Below are 22,212 nucleotides of genomic sequence, written 5' to 3'. Positions count from 1 at the left end.
TGTGAATCTTATATGTCACCTCTTTAATCATTTTGCTCCGTTTTTTGATACAATGGGGAAGGAAGGTGATGATGAAGTGGACCGAGGCGAAATAGAAGAATTAATAAATGTGCTGAAAAAAGAATTTAAAGATGAGTCAACAGGACATGACTGGTATCACCTTGAAAGAGTCAGAAATAATGCTCTATTGATTGCAGAGAAAGAAAATGTAACAGATACATATATCATTGAGTTAGCTGCTTTATTGCATGATGTTCCAGACGAAAAACTTACTGCTTCTGCGGAAGAAGGGAAAAGAAAGCTGGAAGAGCTGATAGCCCCACTTTCTTTGGCTGAAGATGAGAAAAATGAATTGTATGACATCATCTTTTCAATTTCTTATAAAGGCGGTAACGAAGAGTCTTTATCCTCGATTAAAGCAATGATTGTAAGGGACGCAGACAGACTGGACGCACTAGGCGCAATCGGAATCGCCAGAACGTTCGCATATGGCGGCAAGAAGGGCAGGGCGATATTTGACCCTGATATAGATGTAAGGTTTGAAATGAGTCTCATTGAGTATAGGAATGGAAAAAGTTCGAGCATCCATCATTTTTATGAGAAATTATTAAAATTGAAAAACCTGATGTGCACGCATACGGGTAAAATTCTTGCGGAAGAGCGGCATGAATACATGCTTGAATTCCTGAAGCAATTTAACAAAGAATGGAATGGTCAAGAATGAGAATGTTAACAGCTGAGAATTTGTCAAAATCATATGGTGAGAAGACGTTATTCAACAATATTTCGTTTTCCATTATTGAAAAAGAGAGAGTCGGCCTGATCGGTGTGAACGGCACGGGGAAATCTAGTCTCTTAAAGTTAATTGCGGGGATCGAAGAGGTTGATAATGGAGAAATCATCACCCCGGGAGATTATCATATTACTTATTTACCACAGGAGCCTGAGGTCAGCGGTGATTTGACTGTTATCGGCCAAGTTTTTCGAGGAGAGGCTAAGATTATTAAAGCAATGCGTGAATATGAAACAGCTTTGCTTGAATTGGAAAAAAATCCTGAAATCGTGACTGTGCAGGAGAGATTATTTGAGGCGCAGAAACAGATGGATATTCTTCATGCATGGGAAGCGAATGCCAATGCTAAAGCAATCCTCACAAAATTGGGTATATATGATTTCTCTAAAAAAATGAATGAGTTATCTGGTGGTCAAAAGAAAAGAGTGGCACTTGCCGGTGTGCTCATCGAAACGCCTGACCTTCTCATTCTGGATGAACCTACCAACCATCTGGATTATCAATCCATTAAGTGGCTGGAAGATTATTTGGCTAAATATAACGGTGCTGTATTGCTGGTGACACATGACCGGTATTTCCTGGATAGTGTGACGAACCGCACGTTTGAATTGGATGGAGGCAGGCTGTTTTCATATAAGGGAAATTATGCATCTTTTATTGAAGCGAAAGCGACAAGAGAGGGAACAGAACGTCTGATTTCCGAGAAACAGCAAAACCTTTATCGACGTGAACTTCAATGGATGAGACGGGGAGCAAAAGCCCGGACCACCAAGCAGAAAGCAAGAATTCAGCGATTTGAAAACCTGGAAGAGAATATGACTTCAGGCCACATTCATTCACAAGTGGATATCGCAATCGGAGGAAATCGTCTGGGGAAACAGGTATTCGAATTGAAAAATGCTTCAAAATACTTTGATGACAAGGTGATTCTGAAAAGTTTCGATTATCTAATCAAGCCGGGTGACCGCATAGGGATCGTAGGGAAAAATGGAAGCGGAAAGTCTACCTTTCTTAATCTGCTGTCGGGGAAGGATGACCTGGATTCAGGGGAACTGATCACCGGTCAAACCGTCAAGGTCGCCTACTACACCCAAGGGCATGAAGAACTGAATGAAAATATGCGGATGATCGAATATCTCAGGGAAGCGGGAGAATTCATCACGACGGATAAAGGAGAACGGATATCTGTCACATCCATGCTGGAGCGTTTCCTTTTCCCTATGAGTACCCATGGCATACTTATTCGCAAGCTATCGGGAGGAGAGAAGAGGAGGCTGTTCCTACTGAAATTATTAATGGGAAAACCGAATGTACTCCTGCTTGATGAACCAACCAATGACTTGGATACTGAAACACTTACAGTCCTTGAAGATTATATTAACGACTTTTCAGGAGTCGTGGTGACCGTTTCACATGACAGGTATTTCTTGGACAAGACGGCTCATCAATTACTCGTTTTTAACGGGGAAGGCGATATCGGAACCTATTTCGGAGAGTATACAGAGTACTTGGAGGAAGTTGAATTAGAAACGAAAAAACAGGCAGTAGAGAAGAAACAGGATACAGTATCAAAACAGCCCTCACCACAACCTGAAAAAGAGAAGAAAAGGTTATCCTATATGGAGAAGCGTGAATGGGAGGAAATTGAAGGCAAGATCTCTGACCTTGAAGAGAAACTGGAAAATGTCCAGGAAGAACTCCAACGTGTCGGCAGCAATTTCGAACGTGCGCAGGAATTAATGAATGAAAGTCAGCAACTAAATGAACAACTCGAACACTTGATTGAAAGATGGAGCTATCTCTCAGAATTTGCAGATTAAGCCGCTTTGTTTTTTTACAGGATAAAAACTGTGTTAAGATGAAAAAAACAAGTGCTGGCAGAAAGGGGATTAACTGTGAAAATTGTATCGATCGAACCTACCCCCAGCCCGAATACGATGAAGGTTCTCCTAGATAGGGAACTTGAAGCTGGGAAAAGTAATAACTATAAAAAAGATCAGACAGACGGTGCTCCTTCCATCATCAAAGACATTCTTCACATAGAAGGAATCAAAGGAGTTTATCATGTTGCAGACTTTCTTGCTGTCGAACGGAATGCGAAGTTTGATTGGCAGGAGCTCCTTCCTCAGGTCAGGAAAGCATTCGGGGAAGAGACGGAGCAAGAATCGACTGATTCCCGTATGGAAGAGCATTTCGGTGAAGTGAATGTCGCGGTGCAGATGTTCAAAGGGATTCCGATGCAGGTGAAGGTGACAGATGGGGAAGAAGAGAAGCGTTTCTCATTACCTGATCCGTTTATGAAAGCATTGGCAGGTGCCCAGCAGGACGGGGACAATGTCGTACTTCTCCGTAAGTGGAAAGACCATGGAGTGAGATACGGTGACCTGGATGATATAGGGAAGGATGTTGTGGAAGAATTAACCGCCTCCTATCCTGATTCAAGGCTCGAAAGCTTGACTCAACAAGCATCTGAAAACCGTACTCAAGCACAGCCTGTCCGTCGGGATAAGCAAAAAATCACATTGGATGATTTACGTGCACCAGATTGGCAGTCCAGGTATCAGAAGCTTGAAGCAATGGATGACCCGACTTTGAATGATCTGCCGCTTCTTGAACAAGCGCTCCAGGATGAAAAAGTGTCGATCCGCCGTCTGGCCGTGGTATATCTCGGCATGATCGAAGACGAGCGGGTATTGCCCCTGTTATATAGAGGACTTGATGATAAATCGGCATCTGTACGCCGTACAGCCGGTGATTGTTTATCCGATCTCGGATTCAAGAAGGCAATGCCGCAAATGGTGAAAGCACTGGAAGATAAGAGTAAATTGGTGAGATGGCGCGCTGCCATGTTCCTATACGAAGAAGGCGATGAAACGGCACTTCCAGGTTTGAAAGCTGCAGAAAACGACCCGGAATTTGAGGTCAAATTACAAGTGAAAATGGCCATCGAACGCATCGAAGGCGGAGAAGAGGCAAAAGGATCTGTTTGGAAACAAATGACAGAAGCGCGTTTGCAGGATTAACCTGAACTTGAAATATACTATATTCTATAGGGGGAATGTATGATGTCAATGGCTTATGAAGAGTATATGAGACAATTGGTGAAACCAATGAGACAGGAACTTGCTCAAGCAGGTTTTAAGGAATTGACCACGGCAGAGGAAGTGGAAGAGTTTGTGGGAAGTGCAGAAGGTACGACCCTTGTAGTCGTGAATTCTGTCTGCGGCTGTGCTGCGGGTCTCGCACGACCGGCTGCCACTCAATCCACCATGAATAATGATAAGACACCCGATCAGCTTGTGACTGTATTTGCAGGTCAGGATAAGGAAGCCACAGCGAAAATGAGAGAGTACTTTGAAGGGTATGAGCCTTCATCACCTTCAATGGCACTATTAAAGGGAAATAAAGTGGTTCATTTCATTCCAAGAGAAGAAATAGAGGATCATGACATATCAGACATCATTTCAAACTTGACTACTGCATTCAATGAGCATTGTTGATGGGAAAAACGGGGAACTCAAAAGGGGTTCCCCATTTTTATGGTATGATGGTTAGAATAAACAAACAAGGGAGTTAACGAATGTGTTTGTAACGACATGCGGGAGAGCGAACGAGAATGTCATCAAAGAGGCATTAAGGATTGCTTCCGAACTGGACATTCCCTATATTGAACGAGGGAAAAAATCACTTATTTATCATATGGAAAAAGCAGGTCAAGATTGCGTCATGGTCGGAAAAGAGCGCATGGAGCTTCATAAGATAAAAGGGCAGGAACCTTTTTTCTTTCATCCAAATTCAGCCTCGTTTCGCATTAAAAGATTAATGCGCGGGGAAACGGATCCCATGGTGGAAGCAGCAGGGCTGAAAGAAGGGATGAGTTTCCTTGATTGTACGCTTGGCCTTTCTTCAGATAGCATTATCGCAAGCTACATAGTCGGCCCTGAAGGAACTGTTAAAGGAATGGAGGCAAATAAGTATATTGCCTCTATCGTTGCAAAAGGCTTGAAGAATTGGAAGTCACCCCTCGCAGAGTTAAACGAAGCAATGAATAGAGTGAAAGTATGCCAGGGCAGCTTTGAAGATGGATTAAAGGAATGTGCCGATAAATCAATGGATGTAGTCTATTTCGACCCAATGTTTGAAGAAGGACTGACTGATTCAACCGGCATAAATCCAATCAGAATCTGGGCTTCCTATACGCCACTGACAAAAGAAGTGATAGAAGAAGCCAAACGGGTGGCGAAACAGAAGATCGTCATGAAAAATCACTACCAATCATCCCTATTTGAGGAACACGGGTTTGAAGTGATAAAAAGACCATCAGCCAAATTTCATTTTGGAGTGATTAATCTATGAAAAGAAGGTTATCACTTTTTATGCTGAAACGGTTTTATAAGATGGTATTTTAAAAAAGCTTATTACGGATGGTTGTTTTCGTTAATACTACAGAGTGGAATGGAGCGGAAGGCATTTGACTCCGACGGGAAATAGAGGAAAAGTCGAGACCATTCCAGCTCCGGCGGTTAGCCCCTCGAGGTCATAAGCTAAATGGTCCACGAAGGCAGAAACGTCTTCCCGGCCCATTTAGCTTATGCTTGTCGGGGCTGAGCGAACCGCCTCCGCTTTTCTATCCCGCAGGCGGAACGCCGAGGAGACTCGACTTCCTCCCCGGGGAATCTTATGCCTGCAGCGAAATGGATCCGTCTGTGTTAATAATTTTATAACAGCTAACAAAAAAGACAGGCAATAAACAATGCCTGTCTGCTTTTTTAACATTAGTCAGTGAAACCTAGTACTACAAAATAACCTAATAGAAGTAAGTAACCGATATTAATCATGATTCCAGTATCCATTTTCGTTATCCTCCTTACGAAATATCCTCATTAATATACTACCACATAAATATTTTTATATCCTACAAAAAAATGAAACCTTTTTCACTTTTTGTTCGTAGTAAATAGTATAATAATAGAAGCAATACATAGGAAAGGACGTTATTTATGGCAATCTGGCTCAAAAAGTCGTTTTTTGTTCTTATATCGATCCTTACATTCGGACTAGTTTCCCCTTCACAAGCATTTTTGAATGAGGAAGGACATGCACTTGCCAAAAGCAACGGAAAACCTTCTTCTGTTGAAAGCGCAGAAGAGGAAGTCCTTCAGGAAGAAACGGTCTTATCAAGAGAAGATTTTCTGGAACAAATGATGGAGCAGGCTGAAAAAAATTCATACGAGAAATTTGGTACCAAGATAAAACCTGCGATCGAAGACGAATTCAGAAGCGTGATCCTGCCAAAGATGGAACATGCAATCGAACAGACATCTTTACAGTATGAAGAAGATCTATCCTGCCTTGTCATTTCAGAGGTCCCTCACTATGCAAGAACAGAGAAAATCTTTCATATCTATGATAAGAGAACGGGAGAAGATGTCATCCGGTTTCATGTAAGAAAAGATCATCCACCTAAAGATGGATATTATTTCAACTTCCATTACCATACAGTCCATGATGATTTCCAGACCCATCATGACCTTGGAAGCATCTACTGGGATAAAAACACTCCCCCTCAATGGATGAGCGTCTCATAAACCTATCATACATAAAGCAAGCACAACTTTCTTTGTGCTTGCTTTTTTTTGTAGGTCCGACGCCCTTAGGAGAACCTGAATTGGAAGGAATCTATCCTAAAAAGCAAAATGATATTATGGTAGAATAATAGTTACTAGGGCACTTTTCGTTTATGGAGGTTCTTTTATATGAAACGTGCAGTTATATTCCTCGTCATCATCACTGCTTCTATCATCATTTGGAAGCAGACACAGGCAAGCTACAGCGGTATTCTTTTAAAACATTCTTCCATTAAATCAAGTATGCAATTACATTCAGATGAACAGTTGGAAAATATCATCCTGCTCCCGGAGACAGACTATGACCAGAGTGAAGCAAAAGGCATCATCCGAAGACTTGATCATATTCCAACCCATTTACTTAGTGCGGTCGAAAATCAAGAAATAAAGATACGTCTATTCGAAAATAATCTGACTGATTTTTCTTCTACAAGTCACTTGAAAGGTGTTACCCCCAGAGGATACACGAATAAAAATACAACCTGGGATGATGTACCGGGTATCGGGGGCTCCAAGCTGGTGCTGGTGAAGATCGGACATAGTGAAAGGGGAATGGGGCATGATTCCGTTAACCTGGAATTACATGAACTTGCCCATAGTATGGACAGGTATGTTATAAATGGTCCTTATTCGGAAATGGCATTCATGCAGGTTTGGAAAAAAGAAGCATCCCTATTATTCCCTGATCAATCATACTTCATAGATTACCAGGAAGAATATTTTGCAGAAACCTTTGCCTTGTATTACTACAGTTCGGACTCAAGGAATCTATTAAAAAGAAAAGCTCCATCTACTTATCAATACTTTAAGTCATTGGACTGAAGTAGTGATCTTTCATTTGTTCAAGCAGGAGACCGACACTTCTGCTGTATTTTTTTGCCCTTTTTCGACTGGCTAAAGTTGATGGATTGCCTTAAAATAAAGGAGATACATAATGCAGAATCTTATTTCAGCGAAGGAGCGATAACGATGAAACACGGAGAATATGCTTATCTGGATATGTGCCGTCATGTTCTGGACAACGGCTTCAAAAAAGAGGATCGAACAGGTACAGGCACTCTTTCGGTCTTCGGCTATCAAATGAGATTTGACTTAACGAAAGGCTTTCCGCTGCTGACGACAAAGAGGGTGCCTTTCAGGCTTGTGGCAAGTGAATTATTGTGGTTCATTAAAGGTGATACCAATATTCGATATTTACTTCAGCACAACAACAACATCTGGAATGAATGGGCATTTAAGAACTGGGTGGAAAGCGGAGAATACTCAGGACCTGACATGAAAGATTTCGGACTCAGAAGCCAGCAGGATGAAGAATTCAATGAGCAGTATCAAAAGGAGATGGCACTCTTTAAAGAGCGTATCCTGAACGATGATGAATTCTCAGCAAAATATGGCGATTTGGGACCGGTTTACGGAAAACAATGGAGAGCATGGGAAACCACTTCCGGCGGAGCGATCGATCAGTTAAAAGACTTGATTGAACAGATAAAAGCAACCCCTGATTCAAGGAGATTGATTTTATCGAGCTGGTCACCTGAATTCGTTCCTATGATGGGCTTGCCGCCATGTCATACATTGTTTCAATTTTATGTTGCGGATGGAAAGCTAAGCTGTCAGCTATACCAGCGCAGTGGGGATATCTTCCTTGGGATTCCATTCAATATAGCAAGCTATGCGCTGTTGACTCACTTAATCGCGCACGAATGCGGTCTTGAAGCAGGGGATTTTATCCATACCATAGGGGATGCGCATATTTATATCAATCATATCGAACAAATCAATACTCAGCTTGATCGTGAACCAAGAGAATTTCCTGAATTGAGATTGAATGGAGAAGTTGAATCGGTTTTTGATTTTGAAATGGATGATATAGAGTTGGAAGGATACGATCCTCATCCATCCATAAAGGCACCTGTCGCTGTTTAATGACGGATGTTTGCCGGGAACAACTCCAGACAATGTTTGAAAGGGGAGAACAGTAAGGTATGATTTCATTCATCGTAGCAATGGACTCTAATTCAGCGATAGGAAAAAATAATGAACTTCCTTGGCACCTGCCGGCTGACTTAGCGTTCTTTAAAAGGGTCACCATGGGGAGACCAATTGTGATGGGTCGAAAAACATTCGATTCAATCGGGAAACCCCTGCCGGGAAGAGAAAATATTGTAGTCACAAGAGATGAGCAGTATAAAGCAAACGAATGTACGATCATCCATTCAGTAGATGAAATATCTGAAATTGATGGTGGGTCGGAGAAAGAAATGTTTGTCATCGGTGGCGCTGAAATTTTTAAGCAAGCATTTCCATTCGCCGATCGTCTTTATATTACGCTGATTGAGGAAGAATTCGAGGGAGACACGTATTTCCCACCGATAGATCTTGAAGAATGGAATTTGACAAGCAGGGAAAAGGGTCCTAAGGATGATAAAAATCCATACGATTATTACTTCTTGACATATGACCGAAAACAGAAATAGTTAATGGGTTTCAAATTAAAAAGGTACCGTCGATAAACGGTACCTTTTTTGGCATTACACATATAACAATACGCAGAAATACATACAGCCGCTCCCAGCCAAAACAAATAAATGCCAAATTGCATGATTGTAGGGAAGCTTGTTCCATACATAAAAGACGGCTCCGATTGAATACATGATACCTCCGGCTAATAAAAGAGAGAATCCTGCACCTGTAAGACTGAAATAAAGAGGTTTGACCGCAATGATGACAAGCCAGCCCATGACAAGGTAGAAAAGAGTCGATACCACCTGAAACCGCTGAACGAAATAACATTTAAATACAATCCCGACGACAGCGAGCCCCCATACAATCCCGAAAAGGGTCCAGCCAAGTGCACCCCTGACACTTACAAGCATAAAAGGGGTATAAGTACCTGCAATCAGAATATAGATTGCTGAATGATCAAGGATGGCGAATAGATTCTTGGCCTTGGATGGTTTAAAGCTATGAAGCAATGTTGAAAATAAATAGAGAAGGATCATCGATGCGCCAAATATGGAAAAGCTGACGATATGCCAGGGCGACCCCTTGTCAACGGAGAAGATGATCAGCATGACCAAAGCCGGTATGCTTAATATAAACCCGATGCCATGAGTAATGGCATTTGCAATTTCTTCTTTCCAATTCGAATAATCAAAATCATATGTCAAGGAGAAGCACCCTTTCGATTAACCTTAAATGTAGTGTGTATTCATCTTAATCCTCTTTACCAAATTCTGCAACCATTATGCAAGTGGATTCTTGTTCGTGTAAACACTTTATTCTTGCACCTTATATAAGATGCTTCATTAAATCTGATGGTTGATTCAAAAAAGTATTCAGCGCGTTTTAACCGATGTTAACAAAAAGTAAAATGATACAGAGGTGATCTTATGTGCGGTAGATTTTCTCTTACTACCCCCCTTGAAGAACTAGTCAGTCAATTTTTAATAGATGAATTCATCGAGGAAGCCTATCCAAGATATAATATTGCCCCTTCCCAAAGAGTGCTATCACTTATTTCAAATAAAGGGAAAAGAAAAGCCGGGGAAACACTGTGGGGCCTCGTTCCTGGCTGGGCAAAAGCGGATAAATGGAAACCGTTGATCAATGCACGAAGTGAGACATTGTTAGAAAAACCCAGCTTTCGTTCATTGGTCCATAAGAAAAGGATGGTCATTTTCTCAGATGGATTTTATGAATGGAAGAAAGAGGAGGATGGGAAAGTCCCCGTCCGCTTTCAACTTAAAAGTGAAAGCCCATTTGTTTTCGCTGCTCTTTGGGACAGAAGCAGCGATGGGCAGGTGACTTCCACGATCCTCACGACAGAAGCAAACGAACTTGTAAACCCTGTCCATAACAGGATGCCTGTCATGCTGAAGGATAATGAATCGATTGAAAGATGGCTTAACATAGACAAATATTCATTTGATGAGGCGTCGAAGCTACTGGTCCCATTTCCTCACGAAGATATGAAGAGCTACGAGGTCTCCAGACTGGTGAATTCACCTAAAAATGACGTAGAAGAATGTATCAATCCGGCTTAGGACCAAAATGAAAGACAATGATCTGCCTGCAAAGCAATTTTAGAGCATAATTGACCGCACGTGGAAAGCTGCCAATTGTGTAAACAGACCAAAGTGAAAAAATAAATTCTTTTTTGCAAGATTAGACATTTTACGCGCTGGAATTGAGGTATAATAAGGATATAAACGGGTATAAATGAGGATTGATACTTTGCTGACAAAAACCATTGAGTTCAAGTCGAAGAATGGAAGGAAAGTCAAAATCTTAGAAGTCCCTGTGTTAAAGGAAGACAGCCCGCTCTATTTTAGGGTAAACCTGAAACTGCATGCTTTCATTTCAAAAATCTTTAAAGAACATACTTGTAAATCAGTATACAGTTTTAGAGAGTACCTAAAGAAAACAATGAAATGGTCCGATTATGAACAAATTTATCACTCTGAAGAATTCAAAAAAAATGCTTAATCATTCAGCAAGGACTTTCTAAAGAAAGCACATACTTTAGAAAGTCCTTTTTTCTTTGTGGAAATTGTGTGTGCATGTACTGGATGATTGACGGAATCAATTATGAAAATCTATTTTAATCCGGGCTCTTTAACGTTATAATACAAGGGATATGGTAGAAGGATGTGGCAAACATGAATAAAATTAAAATAGTGACAGATTCGACAGTAGATTTAACAGAGAAGGAAATAAGTGACTTGGACATACATGTTGTTCCTCTATCCGTTACGATCGATGGGGAAACATATTTAGATAGGATCGATCTCACCCCTTCAAGTTTTTTGGAGAAAATGAAAGCTTCAGAGGAATTACCGAAAAGTTCACAGCCTCCTGTAGGTACTTTCCTTGAATTGTATGATGAGTTGGGGAAAGACGGATCGACCATTCTTTCGATTCACATGACCGGTAATATGAGCGGAACCGTACGATCCGCACAATCAGCAGCAGAAATGTCTTCCTCCCAGGTAACGGTTGTAGACTCAAGATTCATTTCAAGAGCTCTGGCTTTTCAGGTGATTGAAGCAGCAAAGCTTGCAAAGAAGGAAAAATCACTTGAGGATATCTTGCATTCCATTGAGAATATCCGTAAGAATACGAACTTATTCGTAGTCGTGGATACACTTGAAAACCTGGTGAAAGGAGGAAGGATCGGCAAGGGGAGGGCGATGATTGGCTCCCTGCTCAACATCAAGCCGATTGCTTCTTTGGCAGGAGGGGAGTATACCCCTGTAGCAAAGGTGCGGAGCCATTCCCAGGTGGTTAAATATTTATCGTCACAATTCGTTGAGGATGTTAAAGGAAAGACGATTCGTGGTGTCGGGCTTGTTGAGATTGACGGAATGAAGCTCGCTCAAAATCTCAAGAATAAGATTAAAGAAAAGACCGGTTATGAGGATTATGAAATATTACAGACCACACCGATCATCAGCACCCATACCGGAATCGGTGCCATTGGATTCATGTACTATACAGATTAAAGGAAAACGGCGGGGGCTTGCCCTTCGCCGTTTTTGAACGTATTATTTTGCTGAAACCGGATTCTTCTTAATATGATTCAAATTTTCATTTATTTACATATACTAAAGTAAGTAGAGGGGCAGCTGGCTGCCTAAGAATGTAAAAAGTATAATAACTGCATTTTACATTTAGTTTATGTATTCTTAACAAAGGTTTTACGTATATACTGTCGTGATATAATAACATTATAATGTAAGCGAGGTGAAGCGGATGAATAAATTAGCATACTTCATGCTTGCTTTTGTTCTTCTCTTATCTGGCTGTTCATTGGAAGAAGCAGCAGAACATGTAACAAGGGAAGTATCCTTGTGGGATAAAGATGATCCAAATGAACATTTCATACCGAAAAACTTAAAAATCGTATCAATCGGGGATTCCCTCACTCAAGGTGTCGGTGATAGTACGAAAAGCGGGGGCTATGTTCCTTACCTGGAGAATCAGCTTGAGTCAATGGATGGGATCAATAATGCCCAATTCCATAACTATGGAGTTCGGGGTAATCGCACTGATCAGCTGCTTAAACGATTGAAAGAAGCCAAAGTGAAAAAGTCTGTTGAAGAAGCTGATATGGTTATGATCACGATCGGCGGAAACGATGTGATGAAGATTTTCAGGGAAAACCTGTCTCACTTGAGTTTAGAAGTTTTCCAGGATGAAAAAAGTTTATATCAAGAAAGGCTTAATGAGATCTTGAAGACGATCAAAAGCTATAATCCTGATGCAGGGATTGTACTTGTCGGACTATATAACCCTTTCAATACATGGTTTTCAGAAATTGAAGAAGTGAATCAAATCATCCTTAATTGGAACAGTGCAAGTGAGCAAGTATTAAGCGGCTATGATAAAACGATGTTTATTAAGATCGATGATTTATTCATCGACAGTGGAGATACCCTGTTATACGAAGATTATTTCCACCCAAACGATGAAGGCTATAAATTAATCGCAGACCGTATGTTTATGAGTCTTTCACAAGGGGAAACAATTGCAAGACTGACCGATTAACATTATTTATTAGTTAGAAGAGGAGAAGCCGTCATGAAGAATAAGTGGAAGGCAGCGTTTTTTGCCTTATCAGGAGCATTGATTGCAGGAATTGTGATTATTCTATTAATGGTTTTTGCTCCTGCCGAGGATGATGCACTGCCTGAGAATAAAGCAAATAATAATAGGGAAGTGGGATTTGACGTACGCTCAAATAAACACGACCTAAACTTGATCATCGAGCATTATATCGAAGAAGAGGGACTCAAGGGCCCAGTTGAATATGATGTACAGTTAAAAGATGATGTGGAATTACACGGGTCTGTCCCTGTATTCACGTCCGACATCAATTTCGAACTTGCTTTTGAACCGAAAGCTTTAGATAATGGGGATATCCTGCTTAAGCAGAAATCGATATCAGTCGGCTCACTTAACCTGCCGGTATCCTACGTGTTGAAAGTCATCAGGGATTCATATAATTTTCCTGAATGGGTGAAGATACAGCCGAATGATGAATTGATTTATGTCTCACTGCAGGATATGAAACTGAAAAGTGATATTAAAGTCAGGGCGAAGGAATTTGATTTAGAGGAAGATAATATTATGTTCCGACTATTAGTTCCTGTCGATCAGGCTCAATAAGAAAAGTCTCGTGCCTCTAGCGGCCGTAAGCCTGACAATAATGAAGGATGACCGATTCGGTCATCCTTTTTTTCATCCTTTTAATAGCAATGCTTCAAGTTCCGGTTCACCCTCAGCCAATCCAAGCGCAACGATGGTATAGGTTTGATTGGCGTTCAATTTGACGTTGGGAATATCCAGTACCTTATCTTTTGTTCCGGCAATTCTGGCTTCAAGGTTAACCGTCATAGGTGTCAGATTCAAATATTCGGATGCTTTTTTGAATGAAATATCAGCAAATACGGTGTCTCCTCCTTTAACTCCTATATCTACTGCCGGAGCGTCAGGTGATAGGTGGATGAACTTTATCTTTGTTTCCCCGCTTGGTACGGAAGGGTCATCGATGAATGGAAGCAGCTGCAATTTGTTTGAGGTGCCGACTGCAGCAAGCGTGTATACCTTTCCTGGTTCAATCTTCACCTTTTTACTGATCAAGGTGTTGACGCCGGTTCCTGCCGGATAAATATCAATATGGTATTTACCTGCCGGAAGCGTCAGGTAATCACTGATATCTTTAAATGCAACGTCCCTAAGTACCCGATTTGCATTAATATAAACATCTACGCTTGGGGCGTCAGGTACTGCATGGAGTACCCGGACATAGGAAGGCTGGCTTGAGAGATTCATCTCCCGCTGTTGAGCCTTGAGGGCAAAGTTCATATACTTCAGGTGCTTTTTATAATAATGGATATGCATGGAAGGATTACTGTATTTATAATATCCAGCCAACAAGTCATATAAAGCCGCTTTATTTAAATAATCCTGTTGATTGCTCATAACGTTCTCCCCTTTAATCTTACTCACCACAATAGAATATGCGTGAGAGATGAAATGGTGAAAGTACCCATTTTTATGTATTCTTTTGAAAATTAGAAAATTTTTCTTGATTCATTGAAATGTTTAAGAGATAATATGGTTAACTAATATGAAAGCGGGTGATGTGATATGAGAAGACTGATGAAAAAGGTAAACAATGAGCTGCATAAACCAAAAATAGTCTCTGCATGTCAAAGGTCCGCTTTATTCGGGAAATCATTTTAGAGGTGTTCTTTTACCCTAAAGATAAATCCGTTGGCGTGCAGGGCGCAAATGGATTTTTTTTATTTTAGGGAGGATTTACATTGAATACAATCAGAACACAACTGTTTACTAGCAAGTTGGAATCTTTGATCGAAGGAAACAACGAAGTTAAAAAGCTTGGAAGGGTCGTGACCGAGCAAAAGGGCTCCTATAGGGTCATGACACATTCCGTAGAATTACTCTGTAAAATATCAGGCAGACTGCGCTTTGAAACGGTAAGCCGGGAGGACCTCCCAGCTGTAGGGGACTGGGTACAGATCAATGAAGAAGGAAGCATCATTGAGAAAGTATTGCCAAGGACCAGTAAATTTTCAAGAAAGAAAGCGGGACAGGAAGCCGAGGAACAGATTATCGCTGCCAATATTGATACGATATTCATTCTTTCCTCACTGAATGATGAATTAAATATAGGACGAATCGAACGTTATTTATTACTTTGCTGGGAGAGTGGAGCAAATCCCGTCGTTGTTCTGACGAAAGCTGACACATGCCCGAACTCTGATGAAAAAAGAAAAGAGGTAGAAAGTAAACTGTATGGTGTGAAAGTTCTCACGATCAGTTCCATCACGAAAGAAGGAATCGAAGAATTGAATCCATTTTTAGAAATGGGAAAAACAGTCGCTTTAGCCGGTTCTTCAGGTGTTGGAAAGTCGACCTTGACAAACCTCCTAATCGATGCAATTGTCCAAAAAACGAACGAAATCAGGGAAACCGATGATAAGGGAAGACATACGACGACCCATAGAGAATTATTTCTATTGGAAAATGGGGCGTCCATCATTGATACACCAGGGATGAGGGAAATCCAACTTTGGCAGGGAAATGAAGGGTTATCAACTCAATTCAATGATATTGAAGAGTTCGCTAGGTCATGCAGATTCAATGATTGTTCCCATGAAGGAGAACCTGGATGCAGAATAAATGAAGCGATCCTTACCGGTGAATTGGACCGTAACCGATTAAGTCAATACCAGAAGCTCCAGAGGGAAATTGCGTATACAGAAAGAAGAGGGAATAAAAGACTGGAATCTTTGGAACGGAAGAAATGGAAGAATATCGGAAAGCAGCGTAAACTGAAATGATATGTAAAGATTGATCCTTAGAATGACAGGATCAGTCTTTTTTTCTTGAAGTAAAGGTGCAGACTTCCGCTCCAATCAACCTAAGTTGGCACTATATAAGAAAGCCTTCACTTTCAAAACACATTCTTTTTATTTTGTTCCTTTATGAGTTAAAATCTCTTACAAAGGGAAAAGTCTAACTATCACTACGAAAGGTTGATGAGGATGTCGGATGAACAAAGGTATCAAAAAGCCACATTTGCGGGAGGGTGCTTTTGGTGCATGGTGAAACCCTTTGATGAGCAACCCGGTATTGACAGTGTCACTTCCGGATATACAGGAGGCAGCACTGTTGACCCCACATATCGGGAAGTATGTTCGGAAACGACCGGGCATTACGAGGCGGTTCAGATTGTATTCGACCCTGAAGTGTTTCCTTACGAAACATTACTGGAAGTGTATTGGCAGCAAATTGATCCAACGGATCCAGGCGGCCAGTTTTTTGACAGGGGGCATTCTTACAAGACAGCCATCTTCTATCATAATGAAGAGCAGCGAATTCAGGCAGAAGAATCCAAACTGAAGCTTGAAAAATCAGGTAAATTTCAAAAACCTGTCGTCACAGAGATCCTGCCAGCGAAAGAATTTTATCCTGCTGAGGAATATCATCAGGATTATTACAAGAAGAATCCTGTACACTATGACCGCTATAGCCGCGGTTCAGGCAGGGCTGCCTTCATAGAAAGAAATTGGGGGGAAACGAATGAAGAATAAAGAAGAATTAAAAGGAAAATTATCGCCTATCCAATATGAGGTGACACAGAATAACGGGACGGAGCCTCCATTCAGAAATGAGTATTGGAATGAATTCAATGACGGGATATATGTTGATGTGGTTTCAGGTAAACCATTGTTCAGCTCGAAGGACAAGTACGATGCAGGGTGCGGCTGGCCGAGCTTCACAAAACCGATAGATGAAGGAGAAATAGAAGAAAAGCAAGACCGCAGCCATTTCATGGTCCGGACTGAAGTGAGGAGCAGACAGGGTGATTCACACTTAGGGCATGTGTTCGACGATGGACCTGGACCGACAAGACTTCGTTACTGCATCAACTCAGCAGCACTTCGGTTTATCCCATATGACAAGCTGGAGGAAGAAGGATACGGTGCGTACAAAAAAATATTCTAACATAATGTTAATGTTGTGAGAACTTTCACATATGTGCTAAAATAAAACCGCATGTTTATTCAGTTGTACATATGTGTATATATTTCATATAGGAAGGTGAAGAGTTTATGCTGAAAAAACTATTCGGTAAAAAAGAAGAAGCTCCTAAAACAGTACTTGCAGCTGCACCGCTGACAGGATCAGTCAAATCATTGGAGGAAGTTCCCGACCCGGTATTTTCTCAAAAGATGATGGGAGACGGCATCGCGATCGATCCGACTGAAGGGAAAGTGGTATCGCCGGTCGATGGTGAGATCATGCAGCTTTTCCCTACAAAGCATGCTGTGGGAATCAAAGCCAAGAACGGCGCTGAGATCCTGATTCATATCGGTCTTGAGACAGTTTCCATGAATGGAGAGGGATTTGATGCACATGTTTCAGAAGGCAGCAAAGTAAATAAAGGGGATGCCCTTATTACGTTCGATCTCGATCTAGTTAAAGAAAAAGCCAAAAGTACCATCACTCCTATCATTTTGACAAATGGGGATGATATGGGTGAATTGGTTAAAAAAGATGCTGTATCGGTATCGGCAGGTCAAGATGATCTATTGGAGATTTCAGCAAAGTAAACAACAAGCAAAAGGTGTGCCCATGCGGATTTATTCGGCATGGGCACACCTTTTTACGTTAATTTTCCTTTTTGGATGCCATTCCTCCAGATAAGATGAATTTCATCGCTTCTTCAGGTTTTATATCGAGGATTTCGATATCTTCTTTAGGGATCAGGAAAGTGATTCCTGCTACCTGAAAGGTTTGAGGGATGTAAACAGCAATATGTCCGGCAAGATCATTATGCAGATCCCCGAGGTGCTCAGTTGTTATAAAACCAAGACACTTCATATTGGTTCCCGGCATTTTCACCAAGGCAACTTTTGAAAATGACTTCTTATCACCAATGAATGAATGGATGGTATCTTTGATGACTGAATAGATGGTCTTTACAAATGGAATCTTATTAAGCACCTTGTCTACGAGGCTGATGATGGCACCTGTAATGAATTTAGTTGATAACCAGCCCAGCAGGGTCAAAAGGGCGATGGTGGCGAGTAGTCCGACACCTGGAACATAGTTTTCATTCAAATAGGGTTTCATTACATTTCCCAGCAGACCATCCAGGAAGACAAACATTTTATACAGAACATATATGACCAAAGCAATCGGAACAATTGTCAATATGCCATTTAATAACGCCTTTATAAACCATTTCATCTTTCATTTCTCCTCTTCATGAACAATTTCAAGATACGTATCCTAAGTATAGTAAAAAGCCTGTATGGTGAAAAGAATTCTTTTCTGGGCAAAATAGGCAAATACACAAACAGTGGCCGGGCTTTTGACATACATTGAAGTGTAAATAAAAAATGAGGAGAGATTTGAATGTATAAAGGTGCTGTTGAACCAACCCAAACTCAATGCTATCCGGGATATGGTTATCCTGTTGCTGGAGCTTACAATAGCTTTGCATTGATTGTCGTCTTGTTTATTTTGTTGATCATCATCGGGGCTGTATGTTTCTGTAAATAAAATGTATGGTAAAAAGGTGCCGAAGCTGATTGCTTCGGCACCTTTTTTTATTTATAGGAGTTTATATCTTAAAACTTGATATAAGTTCCTTTAACTTCTCAGCTTGCTGGGACAATTCTGAAGCACTTGCAGTGACTTCCTGCATGGCAGCGGATCCTTGTTCGGATGCTGCTGCAGTGGATTCTGTGTTCGCTGCAGTTGCAGCTGCAATTTCGTTTACCTGTGCGAATGAATTGGCTACTTCCTTGCTGAGGTTGAGTGTCGATTGAATATGGTCCACCATTTCATTTACGACGACAGTCGTTTTATTCGTTTGACTTAAGATATCTTCAAGGGAAGCGTTTGTTTCATTGGTGATCTCGACCCCTGCAATGACCTCTTTCACACCATCGGAGTTTTGTTTAATGATTTCATTGACTTCTTCCTGAATACTGTGCACGATTTCTGTAACACCTTTTGCAGCTCGTTGTGATTGTTCGGCAAGCTTTCTCACTTCATCTGCGACAACGGCAAAACCGCGGCCGTGTTCACCTGCACGAGCGGCCTCGATGGCGGCATTCAGCGCGAGGAGGTTCGTTTGTTCTGCAATTTCAGTAATCGTGCCGATAATCGTGGTGATTTGTGATGAACGTTTTCCTAAAGCTTCGACTGTTTGGCTTGTATTGGCCATTGTCTCTTCTATATTCATCATTTTAGTGGAAGATGCGTGAACAGATTTGCCGCCTTTTTCAGCTACCTGCCTCATATCATGAGCCGTCTGTTTCACTAATTCAGCCTGGTCGAACATAAAACGGGCGGCTTCTTCCAGACTGTTCATTTTTTCAAATGAAGTTGACATCTTCATTGTTGTCTGATCAGTGCCGGCTGCGATTTCACTTGAAGTCTCCGCGATGGAGGTGATGGTCCTTGACGTTTCTTCTGCAGAAGCGAGCAGCTGCTGAGAACTCGCAGAAACATTTTCCGCCATTTCTGAAACCTGTCTGACCAATACGGATATACCTTCGATGAGCTGGTTTGTATCTGAAGCGAGTCCAGCCAATTCATCCTTCGATTTAACATTGATCCGTTTCGTCAGGTCACCGCCTGCATTAGCGATTTCCAAGATTGAGCGGCTGATCTTCTTTACATTGGTTTTAATGTTCTTAGAGAGAACAAAACCAAAGAATACAGCTAACAATACAGCGAATGCTGATAGACTGATAGTCGCAATCTTAGATAATGTGACTTGTTGATTCAAAGAATCTATCCTCTTGTTAAGATCTTTCTCCTGATCGACTACAATCATATCTACGTAGGAACGGATTCCATCCAGGTATTTCTTACCTGTCCCAGATTCCACTAAAGCAGCTGCTTTTTCAAGACCGTCATCTTTCCTCGTCTCAATGACCCTGTCAACAAACTGGATCCAGTATTCATACTGCTTGGTGATTTTACTCAGCTTATCAAGCTGTTCCGGGTCATCTTTCAACAGGTTCTCTAAATCTTTAAAGTGATTTTCAACCTGATTTTTGCCATTTCCGTATGGGGCTAAAAACCCTGTTGCGCCTGTAATGACAAATCCCTGTTCACCGATTTCAATGTCATTTAAAACTTTAGATAAGTCCTTTACCTTTGTATCTACCTTCATATCGTATTCTATTAATGTTTTGATTTCACTTTCTAGCTTCATCATATTGTAGTATGAAGTAGAGGCAAGAATTAATAGTACAACGGTCAGTAAACCGAATGAAAGAACGACTTTTCCACGGATTGTACGAAAATATGTAAATAATCCCCGACCATTCTTTTTCTTTTCCCCGCTGGTTTTCTTTTTCTTTCCTTTTGGCAATTTAATTGGCGATGTTAATTTTTTCTTTATCACTGCATCCCCCTCCTGGACGTGAAAAAAGTAGCATCAAAGGATGAACTTACCATTATTTTACCCATATTGTAATGAATAATCTAGTCTATTTGGAGACTTTATGTCGAATTTTTAAGAATTTTATCAAATTTTAATAAAAACGAACAAAATAATAATATTGTTTGTTTTTATTCGTATTTTTAACATCCGACAAAATCATCCATCGAGAATAGTATTGTTTTAACAATGTTTATGGGTGGTCAACCGTTTTGGATAGAAGAAAAAAATGTCACTTTATTACGTGAAGACAAACATTGGTGAACGAATCTTGACTGCATTCTCATTATGTTTATCGGGACTTTGGTCCCGTAAATTCCTAGGGTGAATGCGGCGATTCGTTTTACCGGATTTTTTGAATTGAAAAGAAAGATTCCTGTTTCCAAACATATGAATGTAAGTAAGGAACCTTCATTTGTGAATCCAGGGACAAATGAATAGGGACTTGACATTGAGTCTTCAGGAGGGAGAATATGCCTCATTCACATCTAATTAAACCTTTGATTGGTGACCACTACCCGATGATTGACTATGGGAAGGGTGTTTATCTGTATGATACGGCTGGGAGGGAATATGTTGACGCATGTTCCGGGGCTGTCACTGCAAATTTGGGACATGGCATGGAGGAAATCATTCAATCGATTGTTGATCAGGGAAACAAAGTCGCTTTTGTCTACCGATCGCAATTCAGCAATCAGCCGGCCGAGGATCTTGCCGAGTATCTTCATGAGAGAACAGGGTATCCATGGAGCTTCTTTGTGAACAGCGGATCGGAAGCAGTGGAAACAGCGATAAAAATTGCTCTGCAGCATTGGCAGGAAAAAGGAAGGCCCTCCAAAAGAAGAATCATGTCAAGATGGCTCAGTTATCATGGGATAACGTTTGGAGCTTTATCAGCATCCGGTCATCCTGTACGCCGGGAGCGTTTCGATTCAAACATTGGGGATTGGCCGGCAATCGAACCTCCATATTGCTCGAAATGTCCGTTTGGGAAGACTTATCCTTCCTGTGACCTGGCTTGTGCAGAGCAGCTTGAGATCATGATAACGCGTATCGGTGCAGAGAATATAGCGGGGTTCATTTCAGAGCCGATCATTGGAGCGGCAGGGGGTGCAATCACTCCTCCGAAAGAATATTATCGACGAGTCAAGGAAATCTGCAAACGTAATGATATTCTGTTCATTTCTGATGAAGTCATGACCGGCTGTGGACGAACAGGAACGTTTTTAGCTCTTGAACAATGGGGGGTGGAAGCTGATATTGTGGCAGTGGGTAAAGGGCTGAGTGCCGGATATGCCCCGATAGCGGCGACGCTGATATCCGATTACGTGATGGATCCCATTTTAAATGGGACAAGAGTGATAATGAGCGGGCACACTTTCAGCGGCAATCCTCTTTCTTCCGCAGCAGCGCTGTCAGTCCTGAGGCTTATCGAGTCGGAAAAGATCATTGAAGGTGTAGAGAGTAAAAGTACGTACTTAAAAAACCTATTGGGCAAGTTGAAAAATGAATTTTCCTTTGTGGGAGAGATAAGAGGCAGGGGCTTATTGCTGGGTATTGAATTTGAATCCACAAGCAAAGAAATGGGCAGTGCATTTACTTCTTCCATCGTCGCAGCGGGTGTTGAAAACGGTATCCTTCTATATCCGGCGGCTGCGGGCATTGACGGCAGAAGAGGTTCAGCAATCATTATCGCACCGCCATTGAACAGTTCAAAAAGGGAGCTTGAGGAAGTATATAAAAGGTTACGTTCCACCTTTCAAACGGCCGAAAAGAATGGGAAGGAGGTTTAA

At 41.3% G+C, this 22,212-nt stretch carries 24 protein-coding genes; 20 read left to right on the top strand and 4 right to left on the bottom strand.

Features of this window, described 5'->3' with window-relative positions:
• The first annotated feature begins 1 nt into the window (after nt 1).
• The 9 genes from ACUXV2_RS11545 (at nt 2) to ACUXV2_RS11505 (ending at nt 8,897) form a co-directional block, all read left to right on the top strand.
• Entirely contained in the window at nt 2–724 is a 723-nt protein-coding gene (locus ACUXV2_RS11545) for an HD domain-containing protein (protein ID WP_446243358.1), read from the top strand.
• Entirely contained in the window at nt 721–2,613 is a 1,893-nt protein-coding gene (locus ACUXV2_RS11540; protein WP_446243357.1) for an ABC-F family ATP-binding cassette domain-containing protein, read from the top strand. The genes ACUXV2_RS11545 and ACUXV2_RS11540 overlap by 4 nt, the downstream gene beginning before the upstream one ends.
• A gap of 75 nt (nt 2,614–2,688) precedes the next feature.
• Nucleotides 2,689–3,816: a conserved virulence factor C family protein gene (locus ACUXV2_RS11535; protein ID WP_446243356.1), complete on the top strand. Its 1,128-nt coding sequence runs from the start codon at nt 2,689–2,691 to the stop codon at nt 3,814–3,816.
• A gap of 42 nt (nt 3,817–3,858) precedes the next feature.
• Nucleotides 3,859–4,293: a BrxA/BrxB family bacilliredoxin gene (locus tag ACUXV2_RS11530; RefSeq protein ID WP_446243355.1), complete on the top strand. Its 435-nt coding sequence runs from the start codon at nt 3,859–3,861 to the stop codon at nt 4,291–4,293.
• 82 nt (nt 4,294–4,375) lie between these two features.
• Nucleotides 4,376–5,149 carry a class I SAM-dependent methyltransferase gene (locus tag ACUXV2_RS11525; protein WP_446243354.1) on the top strand — a complete coding sequence of 258 codons (774 nt, stop codon included), beginning with the start codon at nt 4,376–4,378 and terminating at the stop codon, nt 5,147–5,149.
• A 644-nt stretch (nt 5,150–5,793) separates the two neighbouring features.
• Nucleotides 5,794–6,381 carry a YpjP family protein gene (locus ACUXV2_RS11520; protein ID WP_446243353.1) on the top strand — a complete coding sequence of 196 codons (588 nt, stop codon included), beginning with the start codon at nt 5,794–5,796 and terminating at the stop codon, nt 6,379–6,381.
• Nucleotides 6,382–6,549: 168 nt separating this feature from the next.
• The gene (locus ACUXV2_RS11515) at nt 6,550–7,242 is read left to right on the top strand and encodes an anthrax toxin lethal factor-related metalloendopeptidase (RefSeq protein WP_446243352.1); all 693 of its coding nucleotides are present in this window, start codon (nt 6,550–6,552) and stop codon (nt 7,240–7,242) included.
• A gap of 147 nt (nt 7,243–7,389) precedes the next feature.
• Nucleotides 7,390–8,346, top strand: coding sequence for a thymidylate synthase (locus ACUXV2_RS11510; protein ID WP_446243351.1), 957 nt, complete (start codon nt 7,390–7,392; stop codon nt 8,344–8,346).
• Nucleotides 8,347–8,405: 59 nt separating this feature from the next.
• Complete coding sequence (locus ACUXV2_RS11505; protein WP_446243350.1) at nt 8,406–8,897, top strand: dihydrofolate reductase; 492 nt, start codon at nt 8,406–8,408, stop codon at nt 8,895–8,897.
• Between the two features lie 54 nt (nt 8,898–8,951).
• Here ACUXV2_RS11505 and trhA read toward each other — a convergent pair whose 3' ends face one another.
• On the bottom strand, nt 8,952–9,590 hold the full coding sequence (gene trhA / locus ACUXV2_RS11500) for a PAQR family membrane homeostasis protein TrhA (RefSeq protein ID WP_446243349.1): 639 nt from the start codon (nt 9,588–9,590) through the stop codon (nt 8,952–8,954).
• Between the two features lie 222 nt (nt 9,591–9,812).
• On the opposite strand from trhA, the gene ACUXV2_RS11495 reads away from it, so the two are divergent.
• The 5 genes from ACUXV2_RS11495 (at nt 9,813) to ACUXV2_RS11475 (ending at nt 13,590) form a co-directional block, all read left to right on the top strand.
• On the top strand, nt 9,813–10,466 hold the full coding sequence (locus tag ACUXV2_RS11495) for an SOS response-associated peptidase (protein ID WP_446243348.1): 654 nt from the start codon (nt 9,813–9,815) through the stop codon (nt 10,464–10,466).
• Between the two features lie 175 nt (nt 10,467–10,641).
• Nucleotides 10,642–10,908, top strand: coding sequence for a DUF2535 family protein (locus ACUXV2_RS11490; RefSeq protein ID WP_446243347.1), 267 nt, complete (start codon nt 10,642–10,644; stop codon nt 10,906–10,908).
• 173 nt (nt 10,909–11,081) lie between these two features.
• Nucleotides 11,082–11,924, top strand: coding sequence for a DegV family protein (locus tag ACUXV2_RS11485; protein WP_446243346.1), 843 nt, complete (start codon nt 11,082–11,084; stop codon nt 11,922–11,924).
• Nucleotides 11,925–12,174: 250 nt separating this feature from the next.
• Nucleotides 12,175–12,969, top strand: coding sequence for an SGNH/GDSL hydrolase family protein (locus tag ACUXV2_RS11480; protein ID WP_446243345.1), 795 nt, complete (start codon nt 12,175–12,177; stop codon nt 12,967–12,969).
• Between the two features lie 33 nt (nt 12,970–13,002).
• Nucleotides 13,003–13,590, top strand: a complete 588-nt coding sequence (locus tag ACUXV2_RS11475; protein ID WP_446243344.1) for a YpmS family protein — start codon at nt 13,003–13,005, stop codon at nt 13,588–13,590.
• Between the two features lie 72 nt (nt 13,591–13,662).
• Here the strand turns inward: ACUXV2_RS11475 and ACUXV2_RS11470 are convergent, their stop codons facing one another.
• Nucleotides 13,663–14,406, bottom strand: coding sequence for a DUF4397 domain-containing protein (locus ACUXV2_RS11470; protein ID WP_446243343.1), 744 nt, complete (start codon nt 14,404–14,406; stop codon nt 13,663–13,665).
• Nucleotides 14,407–14,750: 344 nt separating this feature from the next.
• Between ACUXV2_RS11470 and rsgA the strand changes: the two genes are divergently transcribed.
• From rsgA to ACUXV2_RS11450, 4 genes are all read left to right on the top strand, one after another.
• A complete protein-coding gene (gene rsgA, locus ACUXV2_RS11465) occupies nt 14,751–15,791 on the top strand; it encodes a ribosome small subunit-dependent GTPase A (RefSeq protein ID WP_446243342.1) in 1,041 nt (346 codons plus the stop codon).
• 261 nt (nt 15,792–16,052) lie between these two features.
• Nucleotides 16,053–16,544: a peptide-methionine (S)-S-oxide reductase MsrA gene (msrA, locus tag ACUXV2_RS11460; protein WP_446243341.1), complete on the top strand. Its 492-nt coding sequence runs from the start codon at nt 16,053–16,055 to the stop codon at nt 16,542–16,544.
• Complete coding sequence (gene msrB, locus ACUXV2_RS11455; protein ID WP_446243340.1) at nt 16,534–16,959, top strand: peptide-methionine (R)-S-oxide reductase MsrB; 426 nt, start codon at nt 16,534–16,536, stop codon at nt 16,957–16,959. The genes msrA and msrB overlap by 11 nt, the downstream gene beginning before the upstream one ends.
• 107 nt (nt 16,960–17,066) lie before the next feature.
• On the top strand, nt 17,067–17,567 hold the full coding sequence (locus tag ACUXV2_RS11450; protein WP_446243339.1) for a PTS sugar transporter subunit IIA: 501 nt from the start codon (nt 17,067–17,069) through the stop codon (nt 17,565–17,567).
• A gap of 58 nt (nt 17,568–17,625) precedes the next feature.
• Here the strand turns inward: ACUXV2_RS11450 and ACUXV2_RS11445 are convergent, their stop codons facing one another.
• Entirely contained in the window at nt 17,626–18,207 is a 582-nt protein-coding gene (locus tag ACUXV2_RS11445; protein WP_446243338.1) for a DUF502 domain-containing protein, read from the bottom strand.
• 168 nt (nt 18,208–18,375) lie between these two features.
• Here ACUXV2_RS11445 and ACUXV2_RS11440 point away from each other — a divergent pair, with 168 nt between their 5' ends.
• Nucleotides 18,376–18,522: a YjcZ family sporulation protein gene (locus tag ACUXV2_RS11440; protein WP_446243337.1), complete on the top strand. Its 147-nt coding sequence runs from the start codon at nt 18,376–18,378 to the stop codon at nt 18,520–18,522.
• Between the two features lie 61 nt (nt 18,523–18,583).
• Here ACUXV2_RS11440 and ACUXV2_RS11435 read toward each other — a convergent pair whose 3' ends face one another.
• The gene (locus tag ACUXV2_RS11435) at nt 18,584–20,383 is read right to left on the bottom strand and encodes a methyl-accepting chemotaxis protein (protein ID WP_446243336.1); all 1,800 of its coding nucleotides are present in this window, start codon (nt 20,381–20,383) and stop codon (nt 18,584–18,586) included.
• A 509-nt stretch (nt 20,384–20,892) separates the two neighbouring features.
• On the opposite strand from ACUXV2_RS11435, the gene ACUXV2_RS11430 reads away from it, so the two are divergent.
• On the top strand, nt 20,893–22,212 hold the full coding sequence (locus ACUXV2_RS11430; protein WP_446243335.1) for an aspartate aminotransferase family protein: 1,320 nt from the start codon (nt 20,893–20,895) through the stop codon (nt 22,210–22,212).

Source organism: Rossellomorea sp. NS-SX7, from assembly GCF_052828565.1.
The sequence above is the reverse complement of the archived record's forward strand: the minus strand, read 5'-3'. Positions and strand labels throughout refer to the sequence as shown.

Bases quoted from the DNA above. Each gene is read 5' to 3' on its own strand.
- ACUXV2_RS11475 (WP_446243344.1), top strand. From the start codon at position 13,003: ATGAAGAATAAGTGGAAGGCAGCGTTTTTTGCCTTATCAGGAGCATTG.
- ACUXV2_RS11490 (WP_446243347.1), top strand. From the start codon at position 10,642: ATGAGGATTGATACTTTGCTGACAAAAACCATTGAGTTCAAGTCGAAG.
- ACUXV2_RS11495 (WP_446243348.1), top strand. From the start codon at position 9,813: ATGTGCGGTAGATTTTCTCTTACTACCCCCCTTGAAGAACTAGTCAGT.
- ACUXV2_RS11440 (WP_446243337.1), top strand. From the start codon at position 18,376: ATGTATAAAGGTGCTGTTGAACCAACCCAAACTCAATGCTATCCGGGA.
- ACUXV2_RS11540 (WP_446243357.1), top strand. From the start codon at position 721: ATGAGAATGTTAACAGCTGAGAATTTGTCAAAATCATATGGTGAGAAG.
- ACUXV2_RS11450 (WP_446243339.1), top strand. From the start codon at position 17,067: ATGCTGAAAAAACTATTCGGTAAAAAAGAAGAAGCTCCTAAAACAGTA.
- ACUXV2_RS11510 (WP_446243351.1), top strand. From the start codon at position 7,390: ATGAAACACGGAGAATATGCTTATCTGGATATGTGCCGTCATGTTCTG.
- ACUXV2_RS11485 (WP_446243346.1), top strand. From the start codon at position 11,082: ATGAATAAAATTAAAATAGTGACAGATTCGACAGTAGATTTAACAGAG.
- msrA (WP_446243341.1), top strand. From the start codon at position 16,053: ATGGTGAAACCCTTTGATGAGCAACCCGGTATTGACAGTGTCACTTCC.
- ACUXV2_RS11470 (WP_446243343.1), bottom strand. From the start codon at position 14,406: ATGAGCAATCAACAGGATTATTTAAATAAAGCGGCTTTATATGACTTG.
- ACUXV2_RS11530 (WP_446243355.1), top strand. From the start codon at position 3,859: ATGTCAATGGCTTATGAAGAGTATATGAGACAATTGGTGAAACCAATG.
- ACUXV2_RS11515 (WP_446243352.1), top strand. From the start codon at position 6,550: ATGAAACGTGCAGTTATATTCCTCGTCATCATCACTGCTTCTATCATC.
- ACUXV2_RS11480 (WP_446243345.1), top strand. From the start codon at position 12,175: ATGAATAAATTAGCATACTTCATGCTTGCTTTTGTTCTTCTCTTATCT.
- ACUXV2_RS11520 (WP_446243353.1), top strand. From the start codon at position 5,794: ATGGCAATCTGGCTCAAAAAGTCGTTTTTTGTTCTTATATCGATCCTT.
- ACUXV2_RS11505 (WP_446243350.1), top strand. From the start codon at position 8,406: ATGATTTCATTCATCGTAGCAATGGACTCTAATTCAGCGATAGGAAAA.
- ACUXV2_RS11430 (WP_446243335.1), top strand. From the start codon at position 20,893: ATGCCTCATTCACATCTAATTAAACCTTTGATTGGTGACCACTACCCG.
- ACUXV2_RS11445 (WP_446243338.1), bottom strand. From the start codon at position 18,207: ATGAAATGGTTTATAAAGGCGTTATTAAATGGCATATTGACAATTGTT.
- msrB (WP_446243340.1), top strand. From the start codon at position 16,534: ATGAAGAATAAAGAAGAATTAAAAGGAAAATTATCGCCTATCCAATAT.